The 17,957-nt window shown below is 67.4% G+C and carries 15 protein-coding genes; 8 read left to right on the forward strand and 7 right to left on the reverse strand.

Annotated elements, in window-relative coordinates; translation table 11 throughout:
* Window positions 1–62: 62 nt before the first annotated feature.
* The 4 genes from HMPREF3114_RS05970 to HMPREF3114_RS05985 form a co-directional block, all read right to left on the reverse strand.
* The gene (locus HMPREF3114_RS05970; protein WP_069138108.1) at window positions 63–953 is read right to left on the reverse strand and encodes an alpha/beta fold hydrolase; all 891 of its coding nucleotides are present in this window, start codon (window positions 951–953) and stop codon (window positions 63–65) included.
* 140 nt (window positions 954–1,093) lie between these two features.
* On the reverse strand, window positions 1,094–2,110 hold the full coding sequence (locus HMPREF3114_RS05975) for a 3-oxoacyl-ACP synthase III (RefSeq protein ID WP_005420782.1): 1,017 nt from the start codon (window positions 2,108–2,110) through the stop codon (window positions 1,094–1,096).
* A gap of 102 nt (window positions 2,111–2,212) precedes the next feature.
* Window positions 2,213–2,530 (reverse strand): DUF4156 domain-containing protein, encoded by a 318-nt coding sequence (locus tag HMPREF3114_RS05980; RefSeq protein ID WP_005407628.1) that lies wholly within the window; start codon window positions 2,528–2,530, stop codon window positions 2,213–2,215.
* A 194-nt stretch (window positions 2,531–2,724) separates the two neighbouring features.
* The gene (locus tag HMPREF3114_RS05985; protein WP_070489354.1) at window positions 2,725–5,574 is read right to left on the reverse strand and encodes a M16 family metallopeptidase; all 2,850 of its coding nucleotides are present in this window, start codon (window positions 5,572–5,574) and stop codon (window positions 2,725–2,727) included.
* 416 nt (window positions 5,575–5,990) lie between these two features.
* Between HMPREF3114_RS05985 and HMPREF3114_RS05990 the strand changes: the two genes are divergently transcribed.
* Window positions 5,991–6,467: an XAC0231 family protein gene (locus tag HMPREF3114_RS05990; protein ID WP_053497746.1), complete on the forward strand. Its 477-nt coding sequence runs from the start codon at window positions 5,991–5,993 to the stop codon at window positions 6,465–6,467.
* A gap of 69 nt (window positions 6,468–6,536) precedes the next feature.
* Entirely contained in the window at window positions 6,537–7,016 is a 480-nt protein-coding gene (locus HMPREF3114_RS05995) for a tRNA (cytidine(34)-2'-O)-methyltransferase (protein WP_049400563.1), read from the forward strand.
* A 284-nt stretch (window positions 7,017–7,300) separates the two neighbouring features.
* On the opposite strand, the gene HMPREF3114_RS06000 is transcribed toward HMPREF3114_RS05995, so the two are convergent.
* Both HMPREF3114_RS06000 and HMPREF3114_RS06005 read right to left on the reverse strand, forming a co-directional pair.
* A complete protein-coding gene (locus tag HMPREF3114_RS06000) occupies window positions 7,301–7,789 on the reverse strand; it encodes a hypothetical protein (RefSeq protein WP_053497748.1) in 489 nt (162 codons plus the stop codon).
* An 82-nt stretch (window positions 7,790–7,871) separates the two neighbouring features.
* On the reverse strand, window positions 7,872–9,035 hold the full coding sequence (locus HMPREF3114_RS06005) for an acyl-CoA dehydrogenase family protein (RefSeq protein ID WP_005420799.1): 1,164 nt from the start codon (window positions 9,033–9,035) through the stop codon (window positions 7,872–7,874).
* 302 nt (window positions 9,036–9,337) lie between these two features.
* Between HMPREF3114_RS06005 and HMPREF3114_RS06010 the strand changes: the two genes are divergently transcribed.
* A complete protein-coding gene (locus tag HMPREF3114_RS06010) occupies window positions 9,338–11,014 on the forward strand; it encodes an electron transfer flavoprotein-ubiquinone oxidoreductase (RefSeq protein ID WP_053497750.1) in 1,677 nt (558 codons plus the stop codon).
* A gap of 65 nt (window positions 11,015–11,079) precedes the next feature.
* Complete coding sequence (locus HMPREF3114_RS06015; RefSeq protein ID WP_053497753.1) at window positions 11,080–11,481, forward strand: c-type cytochrome; 402 nt, start codon at window positions 11,080–11,082, stop codon at window positions 11,479–11,481.
* Here HMPREF3114_RS06015 and HMPREF3114_RS06020 read toward each other — a convergent pair.
* Complete coding sequence (locus tag HMPREF3114_RS06020) at window positions 11,475–15,074, reverse strand: ATP-binding protein (protein ID WP_053497754.1); 3,600 nt, start codon at window positions 15,072–15,074, stop codon at window positions 11,475–11,477. The two genes, HMPREF3114_RS06015 and HMPREF3114_RS06020, sit on opposite strands and share 7 nt — an antisense overlap.
* Window positions 15,075–15,149: 75 nt before the next feature.
* Here HMPREF3114_RS06020 and HMPREF3114_RS06025 point away from each other — a divergent pair, with 75 nt between their 5' ends.
* The 4 genes from HMPREF3114_RS06025 (at window position 15,150) to HMPREF3114_RS06040 (ending at window position 17,900) form a co-directional block, all read left to right on the forward strand.
* Window positions 15,150–15,788, forward strand: coding sequence for a response regulator (locus HMPREF3114_RS06025; protein WP_005420808.1), 639 nt, complete (start codon window positions 15,150–15,152; stop codon window positions 15,786–15,788).
* A gap of 83 nt (window positions 15,789–15,871) precedes the next feature.
* On the forward strand, window positions 15,872–16,075 hold the full coding sequence (locus tag HMPREF3114_RS06030; RefSeq protein ID WP_053497756.1) for a hypothetical protein: 204 nt from the start codon (window positions 15,872–15,874) through the stop codon (window positions 16,073–16,075).
* Between the two features lie 179 nt (window positions 16,076–16,254).
* Window positions 16,255–16,647, forward strand: coding sequence for a glycine zipper 2TM domain-containing protein (locus tag HMPREF3114_RS06035; RefSeq protein WP_053497758.1), 393 nt, complete (start codon window positions 16,255–16,257; stop codon window positions 16,645–16,647).
* Window positions 16,648–16,775: 128 nt separating this feature from the next.
* Entirely contained in the window at window positions 16,776–17,900 is a 1,125-nt protein-coding gene (locus HMPREF3114_RS06040; protein ID WP_053497760.1) for a phosphotransferase enzyme family protein, read from the forward strand.
* Window positions 17,901–17,957 lie beyond the last annotated feature (57 nt).

Consider the following 17,957-nt stretch of genomic DNA (forward strand, 5'->3'; position numbering starts at 1 on the left):
CAACGGTCGGCACCCACCCATACCTTCCACTTGTGGGTGCCGACCGTTGGTCGGCACACCGCTCAGATCGGGTTCTTGTCCAGGAACGCGCGGATCTCCGGCACCAGCACGTCCTGCTTGTCTTCCAGCACGTAATGCCCGGCATCCTCGAAGGCATGCACCTGGGCCTGCGGCAGCGCGGCCTGGAAGCCCTTCAGGAAATGATGGTCGAACACGAAGTCGCGCAGGCCCCAGCCGAGGAAGGCGGGACGGTCGGCGAACGACGGCAGCGCCTTGCCGGCGCGTTCCAGCAGCGACCAGGCCTTGTCGGCCGGCGACAGCGGGATGTCCTGCATGAAGCGGATGGTGCTGATGCGGTTGGCCCAGCTGTTGTACGGCGACACGTAGGCGCGGCGCACATCGGCCGGCATCTTCCGCTCCACGCCCAGCCACGAGGCACCGGACGAGAACGCGTTGAAGGTGCGGATGATCCACTCACCGATCTTCCAGTGGCGGCCCAACGCAATCTGCCATGGCATCTTCTTCGCCGCCGGCATCGGGAAGGCAGCGGTGTTGAGCACCACCAGGCGCTTCACCTGCTCGTGGTGCGACAGCGCCCAGCCGAACCCGATCATGCCGCCCCAGTCGTGCACGGCCAGGGTCACCGGGCCGGTGATGCCCAGGTGCTTCAGCAGCGCATCAAGATCGTCCACGCGCGACTGCAGCGTGTACTCATAGCGGCTGTCGTCCGGCTTGTCCGACAGGCCCATGCCGATGTGGTCCGGCACGATGCAGCGGTAGGTGTCCGACAGGCCGGCCACCAGCGTGCGCCAGTAGTAGCTCCACGACGGGTTGCCGTGCACCATCACCACCACCTCGCCATCGCGCGGGCCCTCGTCGAGATAGTTCATCGACAGGCCGGGGCGGACCTCGAAGCGCTGCGGGTGGGCGGGGTAACCGGGAAGATCGCGCATGCGGAGCACCTAAGGAGAGTCGCGGCGCAATGTAGAGCCGAGCCGTTGCTCGGCTGCTCTCCGGTCCGCTGCGGAAGAGCCGCGCTGCGCGCGTGAGCCGAGCATGGCTCGGCTCTACAGGAGGTCGGGCAACGGGCTGCTTACCAGACCACTTCAGCCATCGAGCAGTTCAGGCCCGAGCCAATACCCAGAAGCGCGATGCGATCGCCCTTCTTCAGCTTGCCCAGCTGCTTGAGCTTGCTCAGCACGATCGGCACCGAGGCCGGGCCGATGTTGCCGTGCTCGCCGAAGATGGTCATGACCTTCTTCGGGTCGATGCCGAAGTTCTTGATGAACGCGGCGGTGTGCGGCTGGCTGACCTGGTGGATCACGAACTGGTCGAGCTCTTCCACGGCCCAGCCGAGTGCGATCTTGGCGGCGCTGAAGGTCTTCTGCGCCAGCTTGATGCCTTCGATCAGCAACAGGCGGGTGTCGGTGACCATGCGGTCCAGGTTGCCCAGGCACAGCTGGTTCCACTCGGTGGCCGAGCGGGTCACGCCGCCCTTGTAGCGCGGCGCGTCCGGCACCAGCTCCGCGCGCGCCATCACCATCGCGGCGGCGCCCGACCCGGTGGTCAGCGCGGCCAGCTCGTTGCGGAAGTCATCGGCGGTGACGTCCGGGGCGGTCATGCGCTCCAGGGTCTTCTCGTACACCAGGTTGGCGGTCTCGCCGTCCACCACCAGCGCGTAGTCGATATCACCGCGCTCGATCATGCGCGCCGCGATGTCCATGCCGTTGATGAAGGCCAGGCAGGCGTTGGCGACGTCGAAGGTCATGCATTCGTCGCTGACACCGAGGTTGCCCGACACGATCGAGGCCGTGGACGGCTCCAGGTAGTCGCGGCTGACCGAGGTGTTGACCAGCAGGCCGACCTGGGTCGCGGTGATGCCCGCGTCTTCCAGTGCCTTGCGGCCGGCCATGGTGGCGGCGTCCGACGCCAGCACGCCGTTGTCCCACAGGCGGCGGGCGTGGATGCCGGCGATGTCGCCGAGCACATCGGTGCGGATACCCAGGCGATCCAACGTCGGCTGCAGGCGTTCGTTGATTTCCTTGGTCGTCAGCGTATGCGGTGCGTCGACGTGTGCCAGGCCGGCGATCGAGACATTCTTGAAGAGCATCGAGGTTAGCGCCAAGGCTCAGGCAAAAGGGGGCGCTATTCTATAACCCCCGCGCTTTCACCGCATCTTTACGAATTCAGCCTCGGCCGTATGGTGAAGCGTTCAGCGCGGCGGGCACTGGAACGCGGCGAAGCGCTGGCTGCCATCGGCGGGGGCCGCAGCGGCCTGGACGGCATTGGCGCCGGCGCTCGGGGCCTCGTTGCGGGCCAGGGTTTCCAGCTCTTCCTGCACCCGCAGCGGGTTGCGGTTGTAGAAGCCGACCTTGCTCTTCACGGTGACCACCACCTCGCCCTTGGCGATGCAGCCGGCCGGAACCGGCCCTGCCGGCAGCACGCGGGTTGCCTTGCCGGCCGGTTCGATCGGCACCCAGGTACAGGCGGTGACGGTGAGCAGCAGGGAGGAAAGCAGCAGAACGCGCATGGGCAGATCCTGGAAGGGTATGGGGGGATTCTGCCTGAACAGCCTGAATCGGGGGTAGCCGGGCCGGAGCCCAGGTAGCGCCGGGCCATGCCCGGCGAGCGCACAGCGCGGCATGGCTGGCCGCCGGAAAGCCGCCGGGCATGGCCCGGCGCTACCACGGGAGACCTGCCCGCCGTGGCGGGCAGGCACATGCCTTATTTCTTGACCGGGTTGCCTTCGGCGTCGATCACCGTCACCTCGCCCAGGTTCAGCGCACGCACGGCCGCTTCGGTCTGCTTGAGGTCACCCACCACCACCCAGGTCAGGGCCTGCGGCTTGATCTCTGCGGCGGCCTGCTGCACCTGCGCCGGGGTCATCGCTTCGATCTCGGCCTTGCGCCGCAGCACGTAGTCGTCCGGGCGCTTGAACTGCACGATCGAACCGATGGTCGACGCCACCGCACTGGCGGTCTCGTAGGCACCGGGCAGGCTCAGGGTCTGGATGTTGCGGATGCGGTTGACCTCGGCAGCGGTGGCCGGCTTGCTGCCATCGGCGAACGCGGCGATTTCCTTGCGCATTTCCGCCAGTGCCGGGCCGGTCTTGTCGATCTGCACCGGCGCGCTGGCCATCCACGGGCGCTGGCCCACCGAATTGACCGCGCTGCTGCGCGCACCGTACGACCAGTGCTTGTCCTCGCGCAGGTTCATGTTCAGGCGCGAGGTGAAGTCGCCGCCGATCACGCCGTTGGCGATGTCGAAGCGGGTCGAACTGGTGGCGCTGGAAGGTGCCACCACCTGGCCGGCGAACAGGTTGGCCTGTACCGCGCCCGGCTGGTCGATCAGGAACACGCGCGGGCCCTTCGGCAGCGCAACGTCGGTGGCCGCCTTCACCTGCGGGGCCTCGCCACTGGCCTTCCAGTCGCCCAGCTGCTTGTCCAGCAGCGGCACGATCTCGGCCAGGGTGGTGTCGCCGACCACGATCAGGGTGCCGTTCTGCGGGCGCAGCCAGTCGTGGTGGAAGTCGACCAGGTCCTCGCGGGTCAGGCCGTTGATCGCCGCCTCGTCACCGCTACCGGTAAACGGAATGGCATACGGGTGGCCCTTGCCGTACAGCAGCGGGGGCAGCACGCGCATCGCCACCGCACCCGGGTTGACCTTCTCCTGCTGGATGCCAGCGATCCAGCTCGCCTTGACCCGGTCGATCTCGCCCTGCTCGAAGCGCGGCTCGCGCAACAGGTCGCGGTACAGCGCCAGCGACGGTGCCAGGTTTTCCTTCAGCGCCGACAGGTCCACGCTCATCGAGTCCAGGCCGGCCGAGGCATCCAGGCTGGCGCCCAGTGCGTCGGCGGCATCGGCGAAGGCCAGCGAGCCCAGTTTGCCGGCGCCTTCGGTCATCAGGCTCATGGTGAAGTTGGCGGTGCCCGGCTTGCGGCCCTGGTCGGCGCTGAAGCCGCCCGGGAACTGGTAGCTGAACTGCACCACCGGAATTTCATGGCGTTCGGCCAGGATCACCTGGGTGCCGTTCTTCAGCGTGGCGCGCTGCAACGTCGGGAACTTCAGCTGCGGGAACTCGCGGGTCTGCGGCACGCCCGCCTTGCGGTCGACCTGCTCCGGCAGGGTGCTGTACTTGGGGTCCACTGCCGGCACGGTGAAGGGCTTCGGCGCCTGGCTCGGGTCTTCCTTCAGCGCCACGCGCTCACCCGGTGCGATCACCAGGGTGTGACTGCCCTTGTCCAGCCACTGCGCGCCCAGCCGGCTCAGATCAGCAGCACTGGCCTTCTCGATGTTGGCCAGCGAGGTGCGGAAGCAACCCGGGTCGCCGGTGAACACCGCGCACTCGGCCAGTGCGTCGGCCTTGCCGCCGAAGCCACCGATGCGCTCGATGCCGCGGATGAAACCGGCGCGTGCACCGGTCTTGGCGCGCTCCAGTTCGGCCGCGGTCGGGCCCTGCTTGATCAGCCGGTCCAGTTCTTCGTCGATGATCTTCTCGACCCTGGCCGGGTCCTGGCCCTGCTTGACCGTCGCCATGATCACGAAGTTCGAGCCCAACTGCGAGGTCGACAGGCCCGACGCGATGCTGTCCACCAGCTTGTCCTGGTGCTGCAGGCGCTGGCTCAGGCGCGAAGACTTCGCACCGCCGAGCACCTGCGCGAACAACTGCAGCTGATCGACCTCGGTGGTGCCGACCTGCGGTACGTTCCAGGCACGGTAGATGCGCGCCTGCGGCACCTTGTCGGTCATCGTCTCGCGCGTGTCGGCACTGCGCTTGGCCACGTTCACCGCCGGCTGCGCCATGGTCGGGCCGGCCGGGATGCTGCCGAAGTACTTGGCGACCTTTTCCTTGGCGGTGGCCAGGTCGATGTCGCCGGCCAGCACCAGCACCGCATTGTTCGGGCCGTACCAGGTGCGGAACCAGGTCTTCACGTCATCCAGCGACGCCGCGTTCAGATCGTTCATCGACCCGATCACGCCGTGGTGGTACGGGTGGCCCACCGGGTACAGCGCCTTGTTGAGCTGGTCCCAGGCCTGGCCGTAGGGCTGGTTCTCGCCCTGGCGCTTCTCGTTCTGCACCACGCCACGCTGCTCGTCCAGCGCGGCCTGGTCGATCGCACCGACCAGATGGCCCATGCGGTCCGATTCCATCCACAGTGCCATGTCCAGCGCGGTGGTCGGCACGTTCTCGAAGTAATTGGTGCGGTCGGTGTTGGTGGTGCCGTTCTGGTTGGTGGCACCCACCTGCTTGAACGGCTCGAAGAACTCGCCATCGTGGTTTTCGCTGCCCTGGAACATCAGGTGTTCGAACAGGTGCGCGAAGCCGGTACGGCCAGCCGGCTCGTCCTTGCTGCCCACGTGGTACCAGACGTTGACCGCAACGATCGGCGCCTTGCGATCGGTATGCACGATCACGCGCAGGCCGTTGGGCAGGGTGAACTGCTCGTACGGGATATCGACCTTGGCCGGTGCCGCCGCCTTGGCGGCGAGCGCATGGGTGGGCGCGAGCGTGCCCAGGGCGGTGCTGAGGGCGACGGCCAGCAGTGCAGCGCGCGGGCGAAGGGCGAGAGACATATCCGGATCCTTGGTCACGAAGGTGAACCCCGATCCTAGCCTGCACACGCGGCGGCCGGAATCGGTCGCCAGTCACTGGGGGTGTTTTCCCAGATGGCCATCGAGTCCGATGCCCACGGGCGCTCTTGAAACGTCACAGACGCCGGCTGAAGGCGTCCGGACAGTGTCCGCGGCTTATCGAATGGACAGGTGTCCGCCCACCGGACACTTTCGGGACCACATAAAAGCCTTGCAAATCAATAACTAAAAGTTGGCACGCGGATTGCTTGGTACTTCCTGCGCCAGGAAGGGCTTCAGACAAAAGCTGACTGAAGACTGAACAGATGCAGGAAATAGAAAATTTCTCTTGCATGCCCAGAATTGGTGTACTACCTTACTACCACACCACTGATCACCAACACTAAACAGGCCCCGTCATGAACGCCAAGACCATTGCCATCGCCATCGCCCTGATCGCCGGCACCGCGGTTGTTTCGTCGGTGCAGGCCTCCGAATCCATCAAGACCCTGGCCACCGTGCAGGTTCGCCCGGCCGCCGACCAGCTGGCCCAGCAGGCCTGGGAACAGGCCAGCGGCATCCCGACCCTGGCCACCGTGGAAGTGCGCCCCAGCGCCGACCAGCTGGCTGAGCGCAACGGCTACGGCGCCGCCCCGGTCGCCGCCGCGATGCCGATCACCACCCTGGCCTCGGTGGAAGTGCGCCCGAGCCTGGAACAGCGCGTCGCCCTGGCCGCCGAACTGGAAGCCCAGCGCTACGCCGCCACCCTGGCTGCCGCTGCCACCAACGTCGCCAACTCGGTCATCGTCAACCTGCCGGCCCTGCAGGTGCGCCCGAGCGCCGCCGACCTGCAGGCCCTGGCCACCGAAACCGCCCAGGTCCTGCTGCGCCCGTAACCGGTGCCGCCCTGCCCCGTGCAGGGCGTGCGCCGTAAAGGCGGCGGTCGTCGCAGGTACACTGCGCCGATGAATGCCGCGCCCCAGTTCCACGTGATCCTGTTCCAACCGGAAATCCCGCCCAACACGGGCAATGTGATCCGGCTCTGCGCCAACACCGGCGCGCAGCTGCACCTGGTCGAGCCACTCGGCTTCGCACTGGAAGACAAGCAGCTCAAGCGCGCCGGCCTGGACTACCACGAGTACTCGCGCCTGCAGGTCCACCCCGACCTGGACACCGCGCTGGCGCGGATCGCACCAAAGCGGTTGTTCGCCCTGAGTACGCGTGCCAGCGTCCGCTATGACAGCGTGGCCTTCGAAGACGGTGATGCGTTCCTGTTCGGCCCGGAAAGCCGTGGCCTGCCGCAGGAGGTGCTCGATGCCCTGCCCGACGGCCGCCGCCTGCGCCTGCCGATGCGGCCGGACAACCGCAGCCTCAATCTTTCCAACACCGTTGCGGTGGTGATGTACGAGGCGTGGCGGCAGCATGGGTTTGCCGGTGGGGCGTAGCTCCACGCGTCTCTCTTCTGCCTGATTGGTGCTGTGGCGGGCGCATGCGTTCATGGCGTTACTTTTCTTTCCACGCGGAAAGAAAAGTAACCAAAAGAAACGCGCCGCCGTCTGCGCACCGGTACCCTGCGCTCCTCGGCCCGCCGGGGAACGGCGCGGAACTCGCTGCGCTCAGACACCCGCGCCTCTTCGCCCCCGTCGGTCCTGTGGTGCTCGGCTCGCTTCAAGGCGGACCCGACAGCCGCGCAGAGATCCATGCCATGCGTGGATGCCTTCCGCCTGGATCAATCAGGAGCGCTCGCCATCGCGTTGCCGGAACGCGTGCGATTGCCCACAGAAGAAAACTCCAGGCCATCAATATCGGCATGCGCACCGCACATGCCCAAGCCCGTTGCCGTCGGGTCGATCCCGCCGGATGAGACTCTCAGTACACCTGCATGTTTCTCGATAGCCACTGTGCCTGGTTCGGACTGATGAATCAGTTTTCCGCCTTCTGGCTTCATATGCAGCACGAAGGAGCAGACGTGCTGCATCGCCTGGGTACTGTGCAGCTCAACCGTATAGCCCAGTGATTCTTCGACAATCGACAGGCTGTCCCTGAACCCATCGCGGCAACTACGTCCGCTGCCCGGTTCGGTACACAGATCGCTCGCCTGCGAATAACTGCCTGCCCATGCCCCATCCCTGTTGCCTGCCCACGCCATCTGCAGCACGGAGGCTTGGAAGAGCAGCGGGAGGCACAACAGCAGCCTCACAGCGGGATTGTTCTTCATTCAGCTTGCATCTCCGGATAGGCGTCCCTTACCGCCCACCCTACCCGGCAATGCCGGCCAGCGGCCGGCACTACCGGTGCACTCAGAACGCGTTGATGCCGGTCAGTTCGCGGCCGATCACCAGCTGGTGCACGGTCTCGGTGCCTTCATAGGTGATCACCGATTCCAGGTTCAACGCGTGACGGATCGCCACGTGTTCGGTGGTGATGCCGGCCCCACCCAGCAGATCGCGACACTCGCGGGCGATGTCGATGGCCATGCGGCAGTTGTTCCACTTGGCCAGGCTGACCTGCTGCGGCTGCAGCTGGCCGGCTTCCTTCAGGCGGCCCAGCTGCAGCGCCAGCAGCTGTGCGGTGGTGATGCGGCGGGCCATCTCGGCCAGCTTGATCTGCGCGCTCTGCGTGGCGGCCAGCGGGCGACCGAACAGCACGCGCTCCTTGGCATAGCCAAGTGCTTCATCCAGGCAGGCAATCGCCGCACCGATCGGCCCCCAGCTGATGCCGTAACGGGCCTGGGTCAGGCAGCCCAGCGGCCCCTTCAGGCCCTTCACGTTCGGCAGGCGATGGCTGTCGGGCACGCGCACGTCATCGAAGAACAGCGCGCCGGTCAGCGACGCGCGCAGGCTCATCTTGTGCTTGATCTCCTGCGTCGTGAAGCCGGCCATGCCCTTTTCCAGCACGAAGCCCTGGATGCCGTCCTCGGTCTGCGCCCAGACGATGGCCAGGTCGGCCACCGGGCCGCTGGTGATCCACATCTTGCTGCCGCTGATGCGCCAGTCACTGCCGTCGCGCACCGCGCGGGTCTTCATGCTGGCCGGATCGGAACCGCCGTGCGCCTCGGTCAGGCCGAAGCAGCCGATCAGTTCGCCGCGCGCCATCGCCGGCAGCCACTGCTGGCGCTGTTCCTCGCTGCCATAGGCGTAGATCGGGTACATGCACAGCGAGCTCTGCACCGACACGAAGCTGCGCAGGCCCGAATCGCCGCGCTCCAGCTCCTGGCAGATCAGGCCATAGCTGACCGCGCCGAGGCCACCGCCGCCGTACTCGGCCGGCAGGGTCGCGCCCAGCAGGCCCAACGAGGCGATCTCAGGCACCAGTTCATCGGGGAAGCGGGCCTGGTCGAAGGCATCGCCGATGATCGGCAGCACGCGCTCGTTGGTGAAGCGGGCGACGCTCTCCTGCACTGCGCGCTCTTCCTCGTTGAGCAGGGAACGGACATCGAACAGATCGTACGGATGCAAAGCCATGGCACTCACACGCAGTCAGGACCCGGCCATTGTCGGTCATCCGCGCAGCGTTGGTGCACGGGTAGAGGCCGACCTTGGTCGGCGCTGGTATTTTCTGCCGGCGCCAACCGAGGTTGGCGACCACCGAAGCCGCGTTCGCTGCAATGCAGCAATCATGGCGTGAACATCGTCGATCTAGCTCGATCACGCGCGGCCCGGTACCCTGACACATTCAAACAACCGTTTCGCCCGTGGCCGCACGCGCGATTCCCAGGCACCGCCGGTGGCCCCGATGCCGGCCCTACCCACGAGTCATGCAATCGATGAGCGCTGAAGCCAACGCCCTGCCCCCGCGTGAAGTAATGGAGTTCGACGTGGTGATCGTCGGCGCCGGCCCCGCCGGCCTGGCCACCGCGATCCGCCTGCGCCAGCGCGCGCTCGAAGCCGGCCGCGAGCTGTCGGTGTGCGTGCTGGAGAAGGGCTCCGAACCGGGCGCGCACGTACTGTCCGGCGCGGTGATGGATCCGCGCGCGCTGACCGAGCTGTTCCCGGACTGGGCCGAGCGCGGCGCACCGCTGAAGCAGAAGGTCACCCGCGACGAATTCCTGTTCCTCAGCGAGACCGGCGCGCGCAGCACCCCCAATGCGCTGCTGCCGGAGTGCTTCCACAACGAAGGCAACTACATCATCAGCCTGGGCGAAGTGACCCGCTGGCTGGCGCAGCAGGCCGAGGCGCTGGAGGTTGCGATCTTCCCGGGCTTCGCCGCTGCAGAAGTGCTGTACGGCGACAACGGCGAGGTGATCGGCGTGGCCACCGGCGACATGGGCATCGAGAAGGACGGCAGCATCGGTCCGGCCTTCGAGCGTGGGATGGCGCTGCACGCCAAGTACACGATCTTCGCCGAAGGTGCGCGCGGCCACCTCGGTCGCCAGCTGATCGCCCGCTACAAACTGGACGAAGGCAAGGACCCGCAGGCCTACGGCATCGGCATCAAGGAGCTGTGGCAGATCGACCCGGCCAGGCATGAGCCGGGCCTGGTGGTGCATGCGGCTGGCTGGCCGCTGGACAGCGACACCTACGGCGGCGCGTTCCTGTACCACGCCGACGGCGGCAAGGTCGCCATTGGTTACGTGGTCGGCCTGGACTACAAGAACCCGTGGCTGAGCCCGTTCGAGGAGTTCCAGCGTTTCAAGACCCATCCCTCCATCCGCAAGCACCTGGAGGGCGGCACCCGCATCGGTTACGGCGCCCGTGCGATCACCGCCGGCGGCCTGCTGTCGCTGCCGAAGACGGTGTTCCCCGGGGGCGCGCTGGTCGGCTGCGAGGCCGGCTACCTCAACGCCAGCCGCATCAAGGGCAGCCATGCCGCGATCAAGACCGGCATGCTGTGCGCCGACGCCGCGTTCGACGCGCTGGCCGCCGATCGCCAGCACGATGAACTGAGCGCCTACCCGAAGGCGTTTGAAGCCAGCTGGCTGTTCACCGAACTGCAGCAGGCCAAGAACTTCAAGCAGTGGTTCAAGAAGGGCCAGACCGTTGCCACGCTGATGACCGGCGTGGAGCAGTGGCTGCTGCCGAAGCTGGGCGTGCGCAACCCGCCGTGGACCCTGCACCGCACCCAGCCGGACCACGCCTGCCTGGAGCCGGCGTCGCAGCACACCCGCATCGCCTACCCCAAGCCCAATGGCGTGCTGACCTTCGATCGTCTCAGCTCGGTGTTCCTGAGCAGCACCAACCACGACGAGAACCAGCCCAGCCACCTGACGCTGAAGGATCCGAGCATTCCGGTGAAGGTGAACCTGGCCGAGTACGCCGGTCCCGAAGCCCGTTACTGCCCGGCCGGCGTGTACGAATTCGTCGGCGACGCCGACAACGCGCGCCTGCAGATCAACGCGCAGAACTGCGTGCACTGCAAGACCTGCGACATCAAGGATCCGACCCAGAACATCGTGTGGGTGACCCCGCAGGGCGGCGGCGGCCCGAACTACTCGGGCATGTGATCGCCCCGGGCTGCGACCGCGTGTCGCAGCCCGGCCGCTCCACCGCACCGCTATCCTGCCCGCCCATGCGTGCCTCCCGCCTGCTCACCACCGTTGCCGTGGCCCTGCTTGCCACGGCCTGCCAGCGCCCGCCTGCGGCGCCGGCGACGCCCGAACAGGCCCGCCAGCAGGCCATGCAGCGCGCGTTCGAACTGTGCGCCGGCTGCCACACCGTGCAGCCTGGCGGCATCCACCGCTTCGGCCCCAACCTGCACGGCGTGATCGGCCGTCGCGCCGGCAGCCTGCCCGATTACGGCTATTCCGACGGCATGCGCCGCGCCGACATCACCTGGAGCGCGCAGACCCTGGACGCGTTCCTGCAGTCGCCCACCCACGTGGTGCCCGGCACGCGCATGTACAACGCCTTTCCCAGCGCCGAACGCCGCGCGCTGGTGATCGCCTACCTGCAACAGCAGTCGGCTCAGTGAGCCAGTCGCTGCAGCTGATGCTGCAGCCTTGCCACGAACGCCGTTACAGCGGCGAATACCGGTGCCGGATCGGCCTCGGTCGCATCCTGCAGGCGCTCGACCAGCGCGTTGGCCTGCCCGGCCAGTGCGCTTGCCCCGATCGCCCCCAGACCGCCCGCCTGGCGATGCAGGTGGAGCGCCGCAGTCTCGCGGTCACCGGCCCGCACGGCGCGCTGCACCGCCGCCAGATCACTTTCACTGGCCTGCAACAGGCTGTCGCGCAGCTGCTCGGCCACGGCGCGCGAGCCATAGCGCTGCTGCAGGGTGGCCAGATTAGGCAGCACTTCAGCGTCGTCGGCGACAGTCTCCTGCACCGGCGCATCGAATGACTGGCCCTGTGCCTGCGGCAGCCAGCGCAGCAGCGCGGTGCGCAGCGTGGCCAGTGACAGCGGCTTGGCCAGCACCTCGTCCATGCCGGCTTCGCGGCAGCGGCGTGCATCGTCGTCCAGCACGCTGGCGGTCAGCGCCAGCACCGTCAGCCGCGGCTGGCCGGTACGGCCCTCGCGCTCGCGCAACAGGCGGGTGAAACCGAAGCCGTCGAGTACCGGCATGCGGCAGTCGGTAATGACCAGATCGAAGGCCTCCGATGACAAGCGGTCCAGTGCCTGCTGGCCATCGCCCAGCAGCACATGGGGTACGCCCAGCTGCTGCAGCCGCCACGCCATCATCGCCTGGTTGGTCGGGTGGTCCTCGATCACCAGCACGCGTGCCTCGCGCAGCGCCGGCGGCAGCAGCGCCGCCTGCTCCTGCTCCGCAACCAGCGCTTCAACGTCACCCCTGCCTGCCTCCACCAGCGCCAGCCGCACCTCGGCGCGGGTGCCCTCGCCCAGCGTGCTGTGCAGCTCCAGCTCGCCGCCCATCATCTGCACCAGGCGCTGGCAGATGCTCAGGCCGAGGCCGGTACCACCATGGTCGCGCTGGATGTAGGCACCGGCCTGGGTGAACGGCGCAAACAGGTGCTGCAGCTGTTCCGGTGCGATTCCGATGCCGGTGTCGGTGACGCTCAGGCACAGCGGCTGGCTGCCGTCGTCGGCGGTCGGGCCCAGTACCTCCAGCTGCAGCCGCACTTCGCCGCGCGCAGTGAACTTGATGGCATTGCTGAGCAGGTTGAACACGATCTGGCGCAGGCGCACGCCATCCACTTCGTGCGCTGCCGCCAGCTGAGGGTCGATCTGCACATGCAGCTCCAGCCCGCGTGCACTGGCCTGCGCCGACATCAACCGGCACACGCTTTCCAGCAGCGGCCGCAGCGGTTGCGGTACCGGCTCCAGGCGCAGTGCACCCGCTTCCAGCCGCGAGTAATCGAGGATGTCATCGAGGATCTGCCGCAGCATCTGCGCCGAATCCTCGATCACGCCGAGGATGCGCTGCTGCTCGCTGTCCAGCGGTGAGTGTGCCAGCACCTCCAGCATGCCCAGCACGCCGCTCATCGGCGTACGGATCTCGTGGCTCATCGTGGCCAGGAAACGCGATTTGGCCTCAGCGGCCTGCTCGGCGTCCGCCTTCGCCGCCGCCAGTGCATCGGCCTGCATCCGCGCCTCGCTTACATCCACCCAGTACCCGCTCCAGATCACCGCGCCTTCTTCGGCGGCGTAGGGATGGGCCTGGCTGCGCACCCAGCGCACGCCTTCGCCGTCGCTGCGCAGGCGGAACTCCAGGATCAACGGCGCGAACTGGTGCGCGGCCTGCTCGATGGAATGCAGGATGCGCGCGCGGTCCTCCTGCTCGACGCGTTCCAGCAACACCCTCGCATCCTGTTCGGCCTGCTGACGGGTGATACCGAACAACGCAGGCAGGTCGCCGGCGATGAACGGGAAGCTCAGCGTGCCATCGGCATCGCGACGGGCCTGGTAGACCACCGCCGGCAGGTTGTCGGTCACCTCGGCCAGGCGCTGCTCCAGCTGGCGGCGTCCTGCCACCTCACGGCGCAGCCGCCAATGGCCCACGCCATGCACCAGCAGTGCGGTCAGCAGCACCATCAGCACGGGCACGCCCCACCGCAGCAGATTGCTCCAGTCGACCCCATTGCGGTACTCCACCGCCAGCCAGGCGCTGCGCAACGCCTCGCGCTTGCGTGGGGTCATCTGCAGCAGCAGGCGATCGAAGGTCGTGGCCAGGGCCGCATGGCGGCGATCCACTGCCAGCGCCAGCTGGTCGTTGAAACCGGCCGGAGCCGCGACCTGCATCCGCCCCGGGAAACGGCTGCGCAGCAGGTGATCGACCACGGCAAGGTTGCCCACATAGGCATCGGCTTCACCCTCAAGCAGGCGCTGCAGCGCCTGCTCGGCACTCCGCGCAGCAATGATCCGGGCCTGCGGCGCCTGTTGCTGCACATAGCCACGCACGCGCTCCGGGTCGGACAGCAGCACGCGCTTGCCCTGCAGGTCGGCCAAGCCCAGCAGCGATTCGCCATCGCTCCTGACCACAATCACGTTCGGCACGCTGATGAAGGGCTGGCTGAACACCCAGTCCGGGCCCAGGTAGCGCGAATCAACGGGTATGCCCATCACCGCCTGCAGTTCACCGCGGCGGGCCTTCTCACGCACCTCGTACCAGTCGTGGCTGTTCTCGACCTTCAGGTTGGCGCCGGCCTGCATCAGGCGCTGCAGGTACTCGCTGGCCAGGCCACTGGGCCGGCCATCCTCGCCGGTGAACGACAGGGGCGCGGCATTCGGCGCGAAACCGATCATCAGCGGCTGCTCCAGCACACGCTTCTCGGCCTGGCTCAGCGCCAGCTGCGCCGATGCCGACCAGTGCGGCGGTGACAACCAGCGTTGTGCGAGGGCATCGCGCTGGGCCTGGCTGGTCGCGGCCAGCGCCAGGTCCAGGGCTTCGGCCAGGGGTTGCTTGCTGTTGGGAATGCCGAAGTGCAACCGTTCGGGGGGCAGGTCGCTCGGCCGCAACAGCGCCACGCCCTGCAGGCGCCGGCTGGCAATCAGCTCGGTGGCGACGAAGGCATTGCCGATGTAGACGTCCGCTTTGTCGTCTATGACCATCTGCAATGCGCTCAAGGTGTCGTTTGCGACAAGCTGGCGGGCACGCGGGAATCGGGCGCGCACCTGCGGACCGGTCAGGAAGTCCTGTTCGATCACCACCCTCAGCCCATCCAGGTCCGGCATGTCGGAGGCACGCAGGTCATCGGGCCGGCCCACCAGAGCGAGCGGCGCCTCACTGTAGGCCGCGGTATAGACCATGCAGCGGGTGCGGTCGGCACTGAGGCCGACATTCATCACCACGTCGACCTCGCCACGACATGCCGCATCCAGCACGGATGTCCAGTCCGGATAGCGGCGCGCCTCGACCTTCACACCGAGCTGGCGAGCAAGATGCGACAGGTAGTCCGGTCCCAGCCCGACCTGCTCGCCATCACGGAGGGACTCGAAGGGCGGCCAGCCGCTGTCATACTGCCCGACAACGATGGTCGGATGCGCCACCAGGTATTCGCGCTGCAACGGGCTGAGCGGCAGCAGGCCAGGGGCCGGCTGTGCCTGGGCCACGGGCAGCGCCAGCACCGCCAGCAGCAGGAGCAGCCCGCGAACAGCCCACCTACGCATCTGCGTCGATCTCCTAGAATCCTGCCAGGGACCGCGATGGTCGCGGTCCGGCGTGCCCGATGGCCATACTAGAGCATGAGCTTGCGCATCATCATCGCAGACGATCACCCCGTGGTCCGTATCGGTACCCGCGCCGTCATCGAGTCGAGCGGCGTCGGCCGCGTGGTCGGCGAGGCCGACAGCGCGCAGGCGCTGATGACCCTGCTCGCCAGCCAGCCCTGTGACCTGCTGGTCACCGACTACTCCATGCCGGGCAGCCCGCAGGCCGACGGCTTCGCCATGATCGGCATGATCCGCCGCCGCCATCCCGACCTGCCGGTGCTGATGCTCAGCGTCTCCAGCAACCTGGCGATCCTGCGCATGGTGCTCGACAGCGGCGTGCTCGGCCTGGTCGACAAGAGTTCGTCGATGGACGAACTGCCACAGGCCATCCAGTCGGTCTACCGCGGCCAGCCCTACATCAGCCGCAGCCTGCGCGAGCGGGTGGAAGCGGCCGGCAGCTGGCGCATGCGCGAGGGCGACGGCAAGCCGCTGTCCCCGCGCGAGGTGGAGGTGCTGCGCTTGCTCGGCACCGGCATGACGGTAAAGGAGATTTCGCTGCTGCTGCACAAGAGCGTCAGCACCATCAGCCGGCAGAAGGGCGATGCGATGCTCAAGCTGGGGCTGAAGGGCGATGCCGAATTGTTCGACTATCTGCGCGACGGGAAAATCTGAGACGCGATTCACATAATAGCCCCGGCAATAATGCGAGGTCGAAGGAGTCGACCGGCGCATGTCCAGCCGCCAGCCGCGTCCCCGTGGAGACGCGGGCCGCCAGCGCGCAGAGCCTGGCGCTTCGCAGCGATGCGGTGCAGAGCGCGCCTGACGTGCTGCGGCCGCAGCAGGAGATCCCGCAGGAGCAGACGCGGCAGGCCCAGAAGGCGATGGGCGTCGGACATGCCAACGCCCTGGCAGAGAAGGGAGGGGCCGCCTCTGCGGCCCTTTTCCTTTCCGCCAGCTGAGCGGCCGCAGCCGCTTTCAGCCTTGCTTCATGCCGCCTGCCGCTAGATGAATGCGCAAGCCGCTCGGTGCACCAGGCAATGTTCCGGCAATGTTGGAACGCCAGCGTGGACATCACGGCAGCCGGGGCGCCCCGCGCCCTCCCTGCCCAGCGTGGCATGCACCTCACAGGAGAACGAACATGCTCAGTACTTCCACACTCAGCTTCCGTGGTCTGGCGATGGCTCTGGCGCTGGTTGCCGGTGTCGCCGTGGTCAGCGATGCCAGCGCGATGTCGAGGAAGGACAAGCGCACCCTGGTCGGCGCCGTGGTCGGTGGCGTGGCCGGCAACCTGCTCTCCAACGGCGACCCTGCGGCCACCGTCGGCGGTGCCGTGGCCGGTGGCGCAATCGGCAATCTGACCACCTCCGACCGCCGCGACCGTCGCTATTACGACAATCGCTACGACCGCCGTTACGATCGTGGCTACTACCGCAGCGGCTACTACAACCGTGGCGACGACCGCCGCTGGCAGCGCGAGCGTTACTACGACAACCGCTACTACCACGACCGCGGTCGCCATCGCGGCTGGTAAGCGGCACGGCGGCGTTACCCTGCCGATGGCAGAAACGGGCGGGTCGATGACCCGCCCGTTTGCGTTGGCCGCGCGCATGGCGTTGAATGCGCAGCCTTGGATGTGACTTTCCCCTCTCGGGCTGCGGCATGACGTCTACCTCCCACCGCGTGCAGGGCCTCAACAACGACGAGGTCGCTGCCGACTGGCCACCGATCAGCGCGGCGGACATCGCGTGGTTGCGACAGTGCTATCCGCAGCTGGACAGCGGCAGCCAACCGCGCTGGCACAGCCCGCGACCGCTGTCGGCTGCCGCCATCGTCGATGGCACGCGCGGCGCGGTATTCATCAAGCGCCATCACCACAGCGTGCGCAACGCGGCCTGCCTGGAAGAAGAACACCGCTTCATCGCCCATCTCGACGCTGCTGGCGTGCCGGTGACGCAGGTGCTGGCAGCGACCGATGGTCACACCGCGGTCGAACACGATGACTGGACGTTTGAACTGCACGACGTCGGCGCAGGCGATGACCTGTACCGCGACGCGGTGTCGTGGTCGCTGCTGACCGATGTCGCGCAGGCCCACGAAGCCGGACGCGCACTCGCACAGCTGCACCGCGCCGCCGCCAGCTACCACGCGCCCCAGCGCAGCACCCATCTGCTGGTGGCGCGCGACGACCTGATCCGCGCCGACGATCCGATCGCCGCAATCAAGGCAGGTCTGCACGCGCGCCCCGGCCTGGCCCGCTATCTCGCGCGCATTCCGTGGGAAGCACAGCTGCGGCGTGACGTGCTGCCGTGGCACACGGGACTGGCCGAGCGCCTGCGCGACGAACCACGGCTGTGGGCGCACAACGACTGGCATGTCTCCAACCTGCTGTGGCGCGACGGGCAGGTCAGCACCGTGCTGGATTTCGGCCTGGCCTCGCCCACCAGTGCACTGTTCGACCTGGCTACCGCCATCGAGCGCAACGCCGTGGCATGGCTGGAGCTGGAGCGCGGCATGGAGGCGGTGCGCATCGATATCGCGCTGGCGTTGCTCGATGGCTACCGCCAGGTGCTGCCGCTGTCGGCGGCACGCGTGCACCTGCTGGCCGACCTGCTGCCGATGGTGCATTTCGACTTCGCACTGTCCGAAGTGGAGTATTTCGAGGGCGTCACCGGCTCGACCGCCAATGCCGATGTGGCGTGGCAGCCCTTCATGCTCGGCCATCCGGCGTGGTTCCATACCGCCCCGGGGCAGGCACTGCTGCAGGCCCTGCACGCCGCCGCGTGATCCGGTTGACGCAGCGTTGGGGTCAGATCCCTTTCCGCAGGAAAGGGATCTGACCCC

The organism is Stenotrophomonas sp. HMSC10F07 (genome assembly GCF_001807895.1).
Classification (GTDB): Bacteria; Pseudomonadota; Gammaproteobacteria; order Xanthomonadales; family Xanthomonadaceae; genus Stenotrophomonas; species Stenotrophomonas sepilia.